The following is a 14,647-nucleotide window of genomic DNA, read 5'->3' on the forward strand; positions in this document are numbered from 1 at the left end:
CGCCGACGCTGCTCCCCGGCCTCACCGTGCCGCTCCGGTGGGGCCGGGGCCCGGCGGCTCCTCCCCGCGCAGGATCATCCGGTGCGTCCGCCGCAGCACCGGGCCCGGCGCGACCCCAAGGTCCTGCGCCAGGCGGTGGCGGGTCCGCTCGAACACCGCCAGCGCCTCGGCCTGCCGGCCGGCGCGGTACAGCGCGCGCATCAGCGTCTCCGCGGCCGGCTCGTGCAGCGGGTGCGCCGTGAGCAGGGCGAACAGTCCGCTCACCGCCTCCGGGCAACGGCCCAGCCGCAGCCGGTACTCCGCCTGGCGCTGGGCGAGGCCGATCTGACGCTCGGTGAGCCGCAGCCGTTCCAGCTCGGCGAGCGGCCCGGGCAGCCCGGCCAGGGGCTCCCCGCGGAACAGCTCCAGCGCCCGCACGCACAGGCGCAGCGCCTCCGCCGGCTCGCCCGCCCGGTCCGCCGCCCCCATCCCCGCGGCCAGCTCCTCCAGACGGACGAGATCCACCTCGGCCGCGCCGGAGACCAGCCGGTAGCCGCCCCGGTCGTACGCGATCACCCGCTCCGGTCCCGGCCCGGAAAGCAGCGCCCTGCGCAGCCGGTAGACGTACACCGGCACCACGTTCGTATCGGGCTGCTCCGGCCCCCACACCCCGTCGAGCAGCTGCCGCCGGCCGAGCGTGCGCCCCGCGCACAGCGCCAGCGCCGCCAGTACGGACTGCTGGCGCAGGTGCCCGAGGGGCAGGGGCCGCCCGTCCCGCCAGGCCCGCACCGGCCCGAGCAGGGAGATCCGCAGCTGCGGCCCGGCCCCGCGGCCGGAGGCGGTCCCGGGCGGCGGGGGCGCCGGCCGTGTACGGGGGCCGTGGCCGGGGCGGACCAGCCCGGCGTCGAAGGCGTGGACGATGGCGGCGGCCCGGTCGCGTAAGCCCAGCCGTACGAGGATCCGCGTGAGGTGGGCCGCCACCGCGTCCTCGCCGAGGCCGAGCGCAGCGCCGATCTCCTCGTCCCGCAGACCGCAGCCGACCGCCGAGAGCACCTCGCGCTCCAGGTGGTCCAGCTCTGCGGCGGCGGGGCGTCGGGTGGTGGCGGTCGTCGGCATCGTTCCTCCCGGTGCGCGGATCGGCCGGTCCGGCGGAAGTCGTCCGGCACGCCAGGGCGACACGGTAGGGGCGGGCGTACAGGGCGGCCATCCGGAACCATCCGGAGTGACAACGGGCCCCGTCCCGTCCCACCTGCTTGACCGATCAACCTGCGGCAACGTAGCTTCGGGCCGACCGACTCGTGAGCTCAGGGAAGGAGGCGACGTCGGATGCCGACCCTCTCCGCGCCGCTGCGCCCCGCTCACGAGGTCGCCTGGGCCCCCGGCCGTGTAGCACACGGCTGCTGAACAGCCCCTCTCCCTCCCGGTGTGCCCGATCGCGGCCCCGGCTCCGCTTGTTCTCCCTCACCGCCTGGCGGCGCGCCGTCGCGTGCCGACGTGCCCTCCGCGGGCTGTTAGCGCTGCGCCACCGAACGAGAAAGCTCCAGACATATGGCGACTAGGACATTTGCGCCCTTTATCTCCCGGAACGAGGCCGTGCGATGGTAGCGGCGCGGATCACCGTCAACGGGAAGGAAACCCCGCTCGCCCCGGCCGCGCCCCACACGACGGTGCTCGACTTCCTGCGCGAGCGCGGCCTCACGGGCACCAAGGAGGGCTGCGCGGAAGGCGAATGCGGAGCCTGTTCGGTGCTGGTGGCCCGTCCCGGCGTGGACCGGCCCACCGACTGGGTGGCCGTCAACGCCTGCCTGGTCCCGGCCGCGGCGCTCGACGGCCAGGAGGTGATCACCTCCGAGGGCCTCGCCACCCCCGGCGCGCCCGGCACCCCTCCCGTCCTGCACCCCGTGCAGGAGGAGATGGCGGTCCGCGGCGGCTCCCAATGCGGCTACTGCACACCGGGGTTCGTGTGCAGCATGGCGGCCGAGTACTACCGCCCCGGCCGCTGCGCCCACGCCGACGGGCACGGTGAGAACGGGGCGGACGCGGGCACCGGCGCCGAGCACGGGCCCAACGGCTTCGACCTCCACGCGCTCAGCGGCAACCTCTGCCGCTGCACCGGCTACCGCCCCATCCGCGACGCCGCCTTCGCCGTCGGCGCCCCCGCCGGGGACGACCCGCTCGCCCTGCGCCGCGAGCAGGCCCCGCCGCAGCCGGCCGCCACCGCCTACACCCGCGACGGCAAGACCTTCCTGCGACCGGCCTCCCTGGCCGAAGCGCTGCGCCTGCTGAGCGAGCGGCCCGGGGCGGTCGTCGTCGCAGGCAGCACCGACTGGGGCGTGGAGGTCAACATCCGCTCCCGGCGCGCCGACTGCGTGATCGCCGTGGACCGGCTGCCCGAACTGCGCGGCCTGCACACGGCCCCCGGCCACATCGAGATCGGCGCCGCGCAGACCCTCACCGAGATCGAACGCCGCCTCGACGGCAGCGTCCCCCTCCTCGCCGATCTGTTCCCGCAGTTCGCCTCCCGGCTCATCCGCAACAGCGCCACCCTGGGCGGCAACCTCGGCACCGGCTCGCCCATCGGCGACAGCCCGCCGGTCCTGCTCGCACTGGAGGCGTCGGTGGTCCTCGCCGGTGCCGACGGCGAACGCGAGGTGCCGCTCAGCGCGTACTTCACCGGCTACCGGAGCAGCGTCCGCCGCCCCGGCGAACTGATCCGGGCGGTACGCATCCCGCTGCCGCTGTCCCCGGTCACGGCCTTCCACAAGATCGCCAAGCGCCGGTTCGACGACATCTCCAGCGTCGCCGTCGCCTTCGCCCTCGACGTCCAGGACGGGATCGTCCGCAAGGCCCGCATCGGCCTGGGCGGCGTGGCCGCCACCCCGGTCCGCGCCCTCGCCACCGAGGCCGCCCTGGAGGGCCGGCCCTGGACGGCGGAGACCGCCGAGGCCGCGGCCCGCGTGATGCGGGCCGAAGGCACCCCCATGGACGACCACCGCGCCAGCGCCGTATACCGCTCCGCGATGCTCGGCCAGAGCCTGCTCAAGCTGTACGCACAGACCACCGAGGCGGTGTCTTCATGAGCCAGTTGTCCCAGCGCCCCGAAAAGCCCGTGGTCGGGCTGCCCCTGCCGCACGAGAGCGCCGGCCTGCACGTCACCGGCGCCGCGCTCTACACCGACGACCTGATCCACCGCACCAAGGACGTCCTGCACGCCTACCCCGTGCAGGTCATGAAGGCGCACGGCCGGATCACCGCCCTGCGCACCGGGCCCGCGCTCGCCGTACCGGGCGTGGTCCAGGTGCTGACCGGGGACGACGTGCCCGGAGTCAACGACGCCGGGATGAAGCACGACGAACCGCTCTTCCCCGACACCGTCATGTTCCACGGCCACGCCGTCGCCTGGGTGCTCGGCGAGACCCTGGAGGCGGCCCGGCTCGGCGCGGCGGCCGTCGAGGTGGAGCTCGACGAACTGCCCTCCCTGGTCACCCTGTCGGAGGCCATCGCGGCCGACAGCTTCCACGGGGCCCGCCCCGTGATGCTGGCCGGTGACGTCGACGCCGGATTCGCCGACTCCGCGCACGTGTTCACCGGCGAGTTCCAGTTCTCCGAGCAGGAGCACTTCTACCTCGAGACCCACGCCGCCCTGGCCCATGTCGACGAGGCCGGGCAGGTCTTCGTCCAGAGCAGCACCCAGCATCCCTCGGAGACCCAGGAGATCGTCGCCCACGTCCTCGGCCTGCACAGCCACGAGGTCACCGTGCAGTGTCTGCGGATGGGCGGCGGCTTCGGCGGCAAGGAGATGCAGCCGCACGGGTTCGCCGCCGTCGCCGCCCTCGGCGCCAAGCTCACCCGCCGCCCCGTCCGCGTCAGGCTCAACCGCACCCAGGACCTGACCATGTCGGGCAAGCGGCACGGGTTCCACGCCTCCTGGAAGATCGGCTTCGACACCGAGGGCCGCATCCGGGCCCTGGACGCCACCCTCACCGCGGACGGCGGCTGGAGCCTCGACCTGTCCGAGCCGGTCGTGGCCCGCGCCCTGTGCCACATCGACAACACGTACTGGATCCCCAACGCCCGCATCGCCGGACGGATCGCCAGGACCAACAAGGTCTCCAACACCGCCTTCCGCGGCTTCGGCGGCCCCCAGGGCATGCTGGTCATCGAGGACATCATGGGCCGCTGCGCCCCGCTGCTCGGCCTCGACCCCACCGAGCTGCGGGAGCGCAACTTCTACCGCGAGGGCCAGTACACCCCCTACGGGCAGCCCGTCACCCAGCCCGGACGGATCTCCGCCGTCTGGGAGCAGGTCAAGGAGAACGGCGGCCTCGCCGACCGCCGGCGCGAGATCGCCGCCTTCAACGCCGCCCACCCGCACACCAAGCGGGCCCTGGCGCTCACCGGGATCAAGTTCGGCATCTCCTTCAACCTCACCGCCTTCAACCAGGGCGGCGCGCTCGTGCTGATCTACAAGGACGGCTCGGTCCTGATCAACCACGGCGGCACCGAGATGGGCCAGGGCCTGCACACCAAGATGCTCCAGGTCGCCGCGACCACCCTGGGCATCCCCCTGCACAAGGTCCGGCTGGCGCCGACGCGCACCGACAAGGTGCCCAACACCTCCGCCACCGCCGCCAGCGCCGGGACGGACCTCAACGGCGCGGCCGTCAAGAACGCCTGCGAACAGCTGCGCGGACGGCTGCTGGAGGTGGCCGGCACCCAGCTGGGCGCGAGCGCCTCGGACGTGCGCATCGTCGAGGGCGTCGCCCGCGTCCTGGGCGGCGACCGGGAACTGGCCTGGGACGACCTGGTGCGCACCGCCTACCTCCAGCGGGTCCAGCTGTCGGCGGCCGGCTTCTACCGCACCGAGGGCCTGCACTGGGACGCGAAAGCATTCAGGGGCTCACCGTTCAAGTACTTCGCCCACGGAGCCGCCGCCGCCGAGGTGGAGGTCGACGGGTTCACCGGCGCCTACCGCATCCGCCGCGTGGACATCGTCCACGACGTCGGCGACAGCCTCTCCCCGATGATCGACATCGGCCAGGTCGAGGGCGGCTTCGTGCAGGGCGCGGGCTGGCTGACGCTGGAGGAGATGCGCTGGGACACCGGCGACGGGCCGCACCGCGGACGGCTGCTCACCCAGGCCGCCAGCACCTACAAGCTGCCCAGCTTCTCGGAGATGCCCGCGGAGTTCCACGTCACGCTGCTGGAGCACGCCACCGAGGAAGGCGCCGTCTACGGCTCCAAGGCCGTCGGAGAGCCCCCGCTGATGCTCGCCTTCTCGGTACGGGAGGCGCTGCGGCAGGCCGCCGCGGCCTTCGGACCCGCCGGGGTGAGTGTGGAACTCGCCTCCCCGGCGACCCCGGAGGCGGTCTACTGGGCGGTCGAAGCCGCCCGCGCCGCCGCCGGACCGTCCACCGGTACGGCCGCGCCGACCGCTCTGAGCAATGCCTGACCTGACCTGGGTGGCCGCGGTCGCGCGGTTGCGGGCCCGCCGGGAACCCGGCGCGCTCGTGACCGTCGCGACCGTACGCGGCCACGCCCCCCGCAAGGCCGGCGCCAAACTCGTCGTGGGACGCACCGAGACCTGGGGCTCCATCGGCGGCGGCAACATCGAGGCCGTCGCGATCGACCGGGCCCGCGAGGTCATCGAGACCCCCGACGCGGAGCCGGAGCTGATGGAGTTCGCCCTCAACGACAAGGTCACCGGACGGCACGGCGTCCAGTGCTGCGGCGGAGCCGTCAGCGTCCTGCTCGAACCCCTGCCCGTGGTCCCGGCGGTGGCGGTCTTCGGCGTCGGCCACGTCGGGCTCGAACTCGCCCGGATCCTGGCCCGCTTCGACCTGGACCTGCACCTGGTGGACACCCGTCCCGGCCAGCTCACCGACGAGCGGCTGGCCGTGCTCGGCGACGCGGTGGCGCAGGTCCACGTCCACCACACACCGCTGCTCCCCGAGGAGGTGCTCGCCGAACTGGCCCCCGGCACCCATGTGCTGATCATGACCCATGACCACGCGGAGGACGCCGCCCTGTGCGACGCCGCCCTGCGCACCAGCGGTCTGGGCACCATCGGCCTGATCGGCTCGGCCGCCAAATGGAGCCGCTTCCGGCACCGCCTGTCCACCGAGGGCGGCCACGACGAGGCCACCATCGACCGGATCAAGACCCCGATCGGCCTGACGGAGATCACCGGCAAGGAACCCGCCGTGATCGCGGTGGGCGTCGCGGCCGACCTGCTGCGCACCTTCGAGCGGGAGAGGGGCTGAACCCCGCCCGGCGCAGCTCCGCGCGAGCGCTGCGTGCCCGGCCCCGGCGTCGCCGACGGCCCCGAGCGGCTCGGGGCCGTCGGCGGCCCCGTGAGTGGCCCGGCTAGGCGTTGCTCCATCCGGTGGTGCGGGAGTACACGTCGAGCAGGTCCACCACGAAGACCAGCGTCGAGCCCGCCGGGATCAGCGGAGAGGGCGACTGGTTCCCGTACCCGAGACGCGGGGGAACGATGATCTCGCGCCGGCCGCCGACCCTCATCCCCCTCACCCCCCGGTCCCAGCCCTTGATGACCTTGCCGCCGCCCAGCGTGAACTTGAAGGGCTCGCCCCGGTCCCATGAGGCGTCGAACTCCTTCCCGGAGGCGTAGGTCACGCCGACGTAGTGGACCTTGACCGCCATGCCCGCCTTCACCTCGGGTCCGTCCCCGACGACCAGGTCCCGAACGGCCAGCTCGGCAGGGGCCTCCCCCTCCGGAACCTCGACCACGGGCTTCGTCACGTCACTCATCGCAGCCTCATCACTCTCCGTCGACAACACCCGGGCCTTCCGAGTGTGCCAGGGGGACTCAGCCGCGGGCGAAGGTGCGGAGGTCTTCGTTGAGGCGGTCCGCGTGGGTCGCGAACAGCCCGTGGCCCGCGTTCTCGTACACGTGCAGTGCCGCGCCCGGGATCAGGGCGGCCGCGCGGCCGCCCGTGAGGTGGAGCGGGGCGGAGGCGTCGGCGGACCCGTGCACGACGAGGACCGGGCAGTCGATCTTCGTCAGCTCCGGTACGAGGTTCAGCGAGGCCAGGATCTCGTTGAGGGCCGTCCCGGCGCGCGCGGTCGCTCCGTGGCAGAGGCGCACCATGTGGGCCACGTACGCGTCCGACACCGGGGGACCCGGGAGGTGGCGGGCGAAGAAGGCGTCCGCCCCGTCGGCGAAGAACGTCGCCCGGTCCTGCCGGAACGTTTCGTTGAACGCGTGGACGAGCTCGGGAGCCAGCCCCCCGGGGTGGTCCGCGGACCGGGCCGGACCCGGCGCCACTCCGGCGACGAGAGCGATCCGGGCCACCCGCTCGCCACCGCTGAGGGTCAGATAGCGGATGACCTCGGCGGAGCCCAGGGAGTGTCCGACCAGCGTGACGTCGCGCAGGTCCAGGTGGTCGAGCAGGGCGCCCAGGTCCCCGGCCAGCGTGTCGAGGTCGAAGCCGCCCCAGACGTCGTCGGACCTGCCGTGTCCCCTGCGGTCGAACCCCACGCACCGGAACCCCTCGTCCGCCAGCGGCAGCATCTGGTACTCCCACATCTCGGTGCTGAAGTAGGAGCTGTTGACGAAGACGATGACGGGCCCGCTCGCCGGACCGTAGTCGACGTAGTGGAGGCGGGTGCGGTCGGCCGTGGACTCGAAGTACGGCATGAGGGAATCCCTTCCTGAGGCGGTCCGGGGGGCGTGGCACCATCCTCGTCCGGCGCCCCGGGCCGCGCCATTACCGCCGAGGTCATGGCGGAGACGGCTGTTCAGAGGACGGCGAGGAGCTCTCGCGGGACCGGCTGCCGCGGGATCAGGCCGGCGTGATGTGCGGGGCGAGGGCGCGCAGGAAGTCGGGTGCGTCGAACATCTCGCCCGCGGAGGCGACGCCGACGGCCTTGGTGCGGCCGGTCAGGACGCGCTCGAGCGCCTCGACGACCAGGGGCGCGGTGACGGCGTAGATGTCCTGGCCGACGGCCGTGACCCGGCGTTCGGCTCCGCCCGCGCGCACGACGGCGTCCACGAGGAAGGTCTGGTCCGAGCGGCCGCTCTCGTCGGCGGCGGCCGGGGCCGGGGTGTGCGGGGCGGCGACGTCACGGACCGCCTCGACGGTCATGTAGGTGGTCACCTCGGGGATGGACAGGTGCTGGGGGACGGTGATGACGTCCGCCATCGTGAACTCCCCGATCACCTGCCGGCTCCCCATCGGCTCCGGGAAGGCCCATTGCGTCGTGGGCGCCTGGCCGGTGAGGCGCTCCCACTGTCCGCCGCTGTAGCGCAGGCGGTGGTCGCCGCGGCGCTCGCGGGAGACCGCGCCCGAGAGCCGGGTGCCGGGGGTGGGGTGCCAGCTGCTGAGGGCGTAGGCGATGTGGGCCTCGTCGGCTTCGGCCCAGTCGCCCATCGCCGCGGTGACCAGCAGGTCGCCGAGACCGCCGAAGAAGGCCATGGCCGGGACGATCACCGCTCCCGCCTCCCGGGCCCGCTCGCGGTAGAGGCCGAAGGTGTCGAGGTTGGCCTCCAGCTCGGCGGCCACGTCCAGGTACGGGATCCCCGCGCGCAGCGCCGCCTCGATGACGGGGCCGGTGGTGGAGGCGAAGGGGCCGGCGCAGTTGATGACCGCCACCGTTCCCGCCAGAGCCCGGTCCAGCGAAGCCGGGTCCTCGACCGACGCCGTCCGCGACTCCAGCGCGTGCTCCTCGGCCAGTTCCTCCAGGGCCTTCGCGTTGCGCCCGGACGGCACCGGGACGAAGCCGCGCGCGGCCAGCTCCGCGACCACGAACCGGCCCGTGTGACCGTACGCGCCGAAGACCGCCACCGGCTGACCCGGCTCCCTCTGACCTGACCCCATGAGACTGTTCCCGTCCGCTCGAACGCCCGCTGCGCTGTTGATCCGCCGCGGCCTGACACCCCCATCCTTTCGGCCGGGCAGCACCCGCACGAGCGTCGGAAACGACATGCCCCGTACAGTTTCGGACATGCCCACTGTCGCGCTGGCCGTCACCGACGGCATGCTGCACTACGAACTGTCCGTGGCCGTCGAGGTCTTCGGGTCCGACCTGACCCACGTGGTGAACCCCTGGTACGACTTCTCCCTGTGCGGGAACGGCCCGGTGCGCGTCGGCCGCTTCCGCCTGGAACCCGACCACGGACTCGACCACCTCGCGCGGGCGGACACGGTGATCGTCCCCGGCTGGGCCGACACGGACCGCGAACCGCCCTCCGAACTGGTCGAGGCCGTACGCGCCGCCCACGAGGCCGGCGCCCGCGTGGCCTCCCTGTGCACGGGCGCCTTCGTCCTGGGCGCGGCCGGACTGCTCGACGGCAGGCGCGCCACCACCCACTGGGCGCACACGCGGGAGCTGGCGCGCCGCCACCCGGCGGCCACGGTCGACCCGGACGTCCTGTACGTCGACAACGGAGACGTCCTCACCTCCGCGGGCAAGGCCGCCGCCATGGACCTGTGCCTGCACCTGGTCCGCCTCGACCACGGCTCGGCGAACGCCAACAAGATCGCCCGACGCCTGGTCATCCCGCCCCACCGCGACGGCGGCCAGGCCCAGTTCATCTCCACCCCCCTCCCCGCCCCGGGCAACCACCCCCTGCGCGAACTCTTCCCCTGGGCGCTGGAGCGACTGGACCAGCCGCTCACCGTCGAGGACCTCGCCCGCCAGGCCCGGATGAGCTCACGCCACCTCGGCCGCCATTTCAGACACCTCACCGGCACCACGCCGCTCCAGTGGCTCCACAGCCAGCGCATCCGCCACGCCCAGGAGCTCCTGGAGACCACCGACGCCACCGTGGACACCATCGCCGAGGCCACCGGCATGGGCACGGCCACCACTCTCCGCCGCCACTTCCACCGCAGCGTGGGAATCTCCCCGGACACCTACCGGCGCACCTTCCGCTCCTGAGGCACGCCGTCGCCACTCCTCCCCGCCCCTCAGAAGAAGCCGAGCTTCTTGGGGGAGTAGCTGCACAGGATGTTCTTCGTCTGCTGGTAGTGCTCCAGCATCATCTTGTGGGTCTCGCGGCCTATGCCCGACTGCTTGTAGCCGCCGAAAGCGGCGTGGGCCGGGTAGGCGTGGTAGCAGTTCGTCCAGACGCGGCCCGCCTGGATCGCGCGGCCGGCGCGGTACGCCGTGTTGACGTCGCGGGTCCAGACGCCCGCGCCCAGCCCGTACGCCGTGTCGTTGGCGATGCGGATCGCGTCGTCGAAGTCCTCGAACGAGGTCACCGACACCACCGGCCCGAAGATCTCCTCCTGGAAGATCCGCATCCGGTTGTCTCCCTCGAAGATGGTCGGCTGGACGTAGAAGCCGCCCGCCAGGTCGCCGCCGTGGTCGACGCGGCCGCCGCCCGTGAGGATCTTCGCCCCCTCCTGCCGGCCGATCTCCACGTATGACAGGACCTTCTTCAGCTGTTCCTGCGACGCCTGCGCGCCGATCATTGTGTCCGTGTCCAGCGGGTGTCCCGGCACGATCAGTTCGGTGCGGGCGACCGCCGCGTCCAGGAACTCGCCGTAGCGACCGCGCTCGACCAGGGCGCGCGAAGGGCTCGTGCACACCTCGCCCTGGTTCAGCGCGAACATCGTGAACCCCTCCAGGGCCTTGTCGCGCAGTTCGTCGTCCTTCGTCCAGATGTCGTCGAAGAAGAGGTTCGGACTCTTGCCGCCGAGTTCGAGGGTGACCGGCTTCAGGTGCTCCGCCGCGTACCGCAGGATCAGCCGGCCCGTCGCCGTCTCCCCGGTGAAGGCCACCTTCGCCACGCGCGGGCTCGACGCCAGCGGCTTGCCCGCCTCCTCGCCGAAGCCGTTGACGATGTTCACCACCCCGGCGGGCAGCAGGTCCGCCACCAGGCCGAGCCAGTAGTGGACGGAGGCCGGGGTCTGCTCGGCGGGCTTGAGGACCACCGTGTTGCCGGCCGCGAGGGCGGGAGCGAGCTTCCACACCGCCATCAGGATCGGGAAGTTCCACGGGATGATCTGCCCGACCACGCCCAGCGGCTCATGGAAGTGGTACGCGACGGTGTCCTCGTCCAGCTGGCTGAGCGAGCCCTCCTGCGCGCGCAGCGCCCCCGCGAAGTAGCGGAACTGGTCGACGGCCAGCGGCAGGTCGGCGGCGAGGGTCTCGCGGACCGGCTTGCCGTTCTCCCACGTCTCCGCGACCGCCAGCGCCTCCAGGTGCTGCTCCATGCGGTCCGCGATGCGCAGCAGGATGCCGGCCCGCTCCGTGACGGACGTCCGGCCCCAGGCCGGGGCCGCCGCGTGCGCCGCGTCCAGGGCCCGCTCCACGTCCTCCGCCGTGCCCCGGGCGACCTCCGTGAAGGGCTGTCCGGTGACGGGGGAGGGATTCTCGAAGTACCGGCCCCGCGCCGGTGGCACGTACGCGCCGCCGATGTAGTGGTCGTAGCGGGACGCGTAGGACATCAGGGCGCCCTCGGTTCCGGGCGCGGCGTAACGAGCCATGGTGGTCCTCCCCTTGCCGGGCGCCGGCCGCCGTCGGACAGCGCTCGGGAGGGAGGCTAGGGGCGGGCGGGTTGCGGGAACGTTGCACGGCCCGCGCCCGGGTCCGCACCTGGTCCCGCTCCCGCTTCCGCGCCCAGTTCCGCGTCGAGGGAGCGTACGCGGGCCAGCGCGGCGGGCCGGTCCCGTGGCGGCAGCGCCGCGGCCAGCGCCCGCCACACCGCCAGGTCCTCCGCGCCCCACGGGCCGCACACCCAGTCCGACAGCAGCCCCACGTCCGCCCGGGCGATCACCGCCGCCCGGGCCTGGTCCTCGATGCGCCGCCGCAGCCGGACGATGCCCGGGGCCGAGGAGGCCGGCAGCAGGGGGCCCGGGTAGCGGGTGAGGGCCGCCGACACGGCGCCGGCCGCCAGGTGCCGGGTCACGGCGGCGAAGTCGGCTTCCAGGGGCGCGGTGGTGCGGTACGGGCGGGAGAGCAGGTTCCCGGCGCCCAGCAGCGTGCGCAGCCGGGACATCTCCGCCCGCAGGGTCACCGCCGCCACCGACTCGTCCTCGTAGAGGGAGCAGGCCAGTTCCTCCCCGGACAGGCCCTCGGGGTGGTGGGCGAGCAGCGCCAGGATCTCGCTGTGCCGGCGCCCGAGGGTGAGGCGCCGCCCGCCCAGCACCAGCAGCGCCTCGTCCCGGCCGAGCGCGGTCAGGGTGTCGGGGGCGGCGGAGTCCGGCTCCGGTGGCAGCAGCGCCAGCTGGGCCTCGGCGGCCCGGGCCACCGCCTGGACGAAGGCCAGGGAGTGGGGGTGGGCCAGCCCGTCCCCGCCGGTGATGTCCACCGCCCCGAGCACCCGGCCGGTACGCGGGTCCCGCACCGGGGCCGCCGCGCAGGTCCAGGGGTGCACGATGCGGCTGAAGTGCTCGGCGCCGAAGACCTGTACGGGTTCCCCCAGCGCGACCGCCGTGCCGGGGGCGTTGGTTCCCATCACCGACTCCGCCCACCGCGAACCCGGGACGAAGCCCAGCCCCTCGGCCCGGCGCAGGGTGGCCGGTTCGCCCTCCACCCACAGCAGCCCGCCCCGCGCGTCGCACACCGCCAGCAGGTGCGCCCCCTGCGCCGCGAACGCTCCGACGAGGTCCCGGAACAGCGGCATCACCCGGCCCAGCGGGTGCCGTTCCCGGTACGCCAGCAGCTCCGCCTCCGGCCGGTCCAGCCGGGGAGCGCACTCGGGGCTGACCCGGGCCCGCGCGCAGCGCCGCCAGGACGTCGCGATCACTGCCCGTACCGGCGGCTCGACCCGCCCGTCCCGGGTGAAGGCGTCGTGCGCCCGCCGCAGGACGCGCGTGCGTTCGGCGGGGTCGGCCCCGCCCGGCAGCGCCAACGACGGAACGCCCATGTCACCCTCCCGAGGGACCGTGGAGCCGCGGTACGCGGAGCGCCCCCATCGTGGGCGGCGGTCCGGGACCCCGGCAAGCACGACGTCGGCCAGTCCACGGGCGGCTTCGGGCGGTGGTGCCGGGGGAACGGATCACCGCCGGCGCGCGTTGTGCGGGTGAGGGCCGGCGCCGGCGGCCCTCACCCGTCGGATCGGCCGCCGAGAGCGGCAGGGGGGAGCCCAGATGGACACCATGAACACCACCGCACAGGTCGCGGCGGTCAGCAGCAACGGCGTGTACTCCTTCACCAAGCCCAACAGGGAGAGCATCACCCTGCTCACCGGCCTCGGTGTCGAGGGCGACGTGCACGCGGGGGTCACGGTCAAGCACCGCTCGCGCATGGCGCAGGATCCGACCCAGCCCAATCTCCGCCAGGTGCACCTGATCCACCGGGAGCTCTTCGAGGAGGTCGCGGAGGCCGGATACCAGGTGGAGCCCGGGCAGTTGGGGGAGAACGTCACCACCGAGGGCATAGACCTGCTGCCCCTGCCGACGGGCACCCTGCTGGGGATCGGGGAGGAGGCGGTCGTGGAGGTGACGGGTCTGCGCAACCCGTGCCCGCAGATCAACGGCTTCCAGGACGGTCTGCTCAAGCAGGTCGTCGGCCGGGACGAGCAGGGCAGGGTGGTCCGCAAGGCCGGAATCATGGGTGTGGTCCACCGGGGCGGCACGGTCCGCCCCGGCGACACCATCACGGTCACCCTCCCGCCGCTGCCGCACATACCGCTCGACCGCGTCTGAGCCGGCCGTACCCCGCACGCGCGTGACGGACGCGTAGGCGCCGGGCGGGCCGGGAGAGGGGCGGGACGAGCCGGGCCGGGGTCAAGCGGGGCAGCGGGCTGGCGGGGCAGCCGAGGCCGGAGCCGGCCCCGGGTCCGGCGGGGGCCGGGTTCAGGCCGGCCGGGCTGCGACGCGGGCCAGGGACGCCAGCAGGCCGGACAGCTCGGGCAGTCCGCCCGCGCCCTCGCGGGGCACCGCCAGCACCTCGCCCGGCTCCTCGTCCAGCAGCACGAAAGCCGCGTCGTCGGTGCGGGCCACCAGGGACCAGCCGGGCCCGTCCGCCCGGAGGGTCCGTACGCCCTCACCCGCGAAGGCCGACCGCACCCGCCCGGGCGGAGGCGGCTGCCGGGTGTAGCCGTCCGCCTCCCGCAGCGCCCGCGCCAGCCCGGGGTGCGCGGCGGCCGCGGCCCCGCCGTCCTCCGCCACGCGCTGGTGCCAGTCCGCCCATTCCCGGGCGATCTGGTCCGCGCCCAGCCGGCGCTGCACCGGCCCCCAGGTGTCCGCCGACGGCGGAGCCAGCGGCACCCGCCCGGTCCCGTCCGCGCCCCGCTCCGGGTCGTGCGGCGCCGGGAGGCCCGGCGTGGACACGGTCAGCTCCAGCGGCCAGCCCGCCAGCGAGAGCACGATCGTCCGCTCGTCCGGGGACAGGTCGTACTCCATGCCGCAGTCCCAGGAGGCGATGGCGGCGGCCACCAGCGAGACGTCGTCCACGACGACCGTCCAGCGGGCGCCCTCCTCGTCCTGGCCGAGCACCAGCCCGTACCCCTCGGCGGCGGGCGCCAGGCCCAGCAGCGCGCACGCCTCCGGGAAGTCGTCGCCGAGCAACGCCGGGAACTGCGTGGGGGTCAGCAGCACGGCACTCAGCACGTACAGCGAGCCCCCGCCCTCCTCGTCCGACACCTGGCCTCCCGATCGCAGTCTCGTCGGCGCACCCTAACCAGCCGGTAACTCGCACGTCGAGACCCGGCAGGCGGCGAATTTCAAGCCCGCTACCTGCACGTAGAGTTGGG

General features: G+C 73.9%; 12 protein-coding genes. 5 read left to right on the top strand and 7 right to left on the bottom strand.

Annotation, left to right across the window (positions count from 1 at the left end; translation table 11 throughout):
• Window positions 1–21: 21 nt before the first annotated feature.
• Window positions 22–1,095 (bottom strand): BTAD domain-containing putative transcriptional regulator, encoded by a 1,074-nt coding sequence (locus tag ABZ716_RS04650; protein WP_358956475.1) that lies wholly within the window; start codon window positions 1,093–1,095, stop codon window positions 22–24.
• 482 nt (window positions 1,096–1,577) lie between these two features.
• Between ABZ716_RS04650 and ABZ716_RS04655 the strand changes: the two genes are divergently transcribed.
• The 3 genes from ABZ716_RS04655 to xdhC are packed head-to-tail and all read left to right on the top strand — an operon-like array spanning window position 1,578 to window position 6,242.
• Entirely contained in the window at window positions 1,578–3,059 is a 1,482-nt protein-coding gene (locus ABZ716_RS04655) for an FAD binding domain-containing protein (RefSeq protein WP_358811702.1), read from the top strand.
• On the top strand, window positions 3,056–5,431 hold the full coding sequence (gene xdhB / locus ABZ716_RS04660; RefSeq protein ID WP_358956478.1) for a xanthine dehydrogenase molybdopterin binding subunit: 2,376 nt from the start codon (window positions 3,056–3,058) through the stop codon (window positions 5,429–5,431). Before ABZ716_RS04655 ends, xdhB begins: the two co-directional genes overlap by 4 nt.
• Window positions 5,424–6,242: a xanthine dehydrogenase accessory protein XdhC gene (xdhC, locus tag ABZ716_RS04665; RefSeq protein WP_358956480.1), complete on the top strand. Its 819-nt coding sequence runs from the start codon at window positions 5,424–5,426 to the stop codon at window positions 6,240–6,242. The genes xdhB and xdhC overlap by 8 nt, the downstream gene beginning before the upstream one ends.
• A 103-nt stretch (window positions 6,243–6,345) precedes the next feature.
• Here xdhC and ABZ716_RS04670 read toward each other — a convergent pair whose 3' ends face one another.
• The 3 genes from ABZ716_RS04670 to ABZ716_RS04680 form a co-directional block, all read right to left on the bottom strand.
• A complete protein-coding gene (locus ABZ716_RS04670) occupies window positions 6,346–6,750 on the bottom strand; it encodes an FKBP-type peptidyl-prolyl cis-trans isomerase (protein ID WP_358811699.1) in 405 nt (134 codons plus the stop codon).
• Window positions 6,751–6,808: 58 nt separating this feature from the next.
• Window positions 6,809–7,639 carry an alpha/beta fold hydrolase gene (locus ABZ716_RS04675; RefSeq protein ID WP_358956483.1) on the bottom strand — a complete coding sequence of 277 codons (831 nt, stop codon included), beginning with the start codon at window positions 7,637–7,639 and terminating at the stop codon, window positions 6,809–6,811.
• Window positions 7,640–7,784: 145 nt separating this feature from the next.
• Complete coding sequence (locus ABZ716_RS04680) at window positions 7,785–8,819, bottom strand: saccharopine dehydrogenase NADP-binding domain-containing protein (RefSeq protein WP_358956485.1); 1,035 nt, start codon at window positions 8,817–8,819, stop codon at window positions 7,785–7,787.
• Window positions 8,820–8,946: 127 nt separating this feature from the next.
• Here ABZ716_RS04680 and ABZ716_RS04685 point away from each other — a divergent pair, with 127 nt between their 5' ends.
• Entirely contained in the window at window positions 8,947–9,882 is a 936-nt protein-coding gene (locus ABZ716_RS04685) for a helix-turn-helix domain-containing protein (RefSeq protein WP_358956488.1), read from the top strand.
• A 29-nt stretch (window positions 9,883–9,911) separates the two neighbouring features.
• Here the strand turns inward: ABZ716_RS04685 and ABZ716_RS04690 are convergent, their stop codons facing one another.
• Both ABZ716_RS04690 and ABZ716_RS04695 read right to left on the bottom strand, forming a co-directional pair.
• Window positions 9,912–11,435, bottom strand: a complete 1,524-nt coding sequence (locus ABZ716_RS04690) for an aldehyde dehydrogenase family protein (RefSeq protein ID WP_358811695.1) — start codon at window positions 11,433–11,435, stop codon at window positions 9,912–9,914.
• Between the two features lie 56 nt (window positions 11,436–11,491).
• Window positions 11,492–12,817 (bottom strand): GAF domain-containing protein, encoded by a 1,326-nt coding sequence (locus tag ABZ716_RS04695; protein WP_358811694.1) that lies wholly within the window; start codon window positions 12,815–12,817, stop codon window positions 11,492–11,494.
• Window positions 12,818–13,040: 223 nt separating this feature from the next.
• Here ABZ716_RS04695 and ABZ716_RS04700 point away from each other — a divergent pair, with 223 nt between their 5' ends.
• Window positions 13,041–13,598, top strand: coding sequence for an MOSC domain-containing protein (locus ABZ716_RS04700; protein ID WP_358956490.1), 558 nt, complete (start codon window positions 13,041–13,043; stop codon window positions 13,596–13,598).
• 150 nt (window positions 13,599–13,748) lie between these two features.
• Here the strand turns inward: ABZ716_RS04700 and ABZ716_RS04705 are convergent, their stop codons facing one another.
• A complete protein-coding gene (locus tag ABZ716_RS04705) occupies window positions 13,749–14,537 on the bottom strand; it encodes a hypothetical protein (RefSeq protein ID WP_358811692.1) in 789 nt (262 codons plus the stop codon).
• Window positions 14,538–14,647 lie beyond the last annotated feature (110 nt).

This window comes from Streptomyces sp. NPDC006687 (assembly GCF_040636215.1).
Classification (GTDB): domain Bacteria; phylum Actinomycetota; class Actinomycetes; order Streptomycetales; family Streptomycetaceae; genus Streptomyces.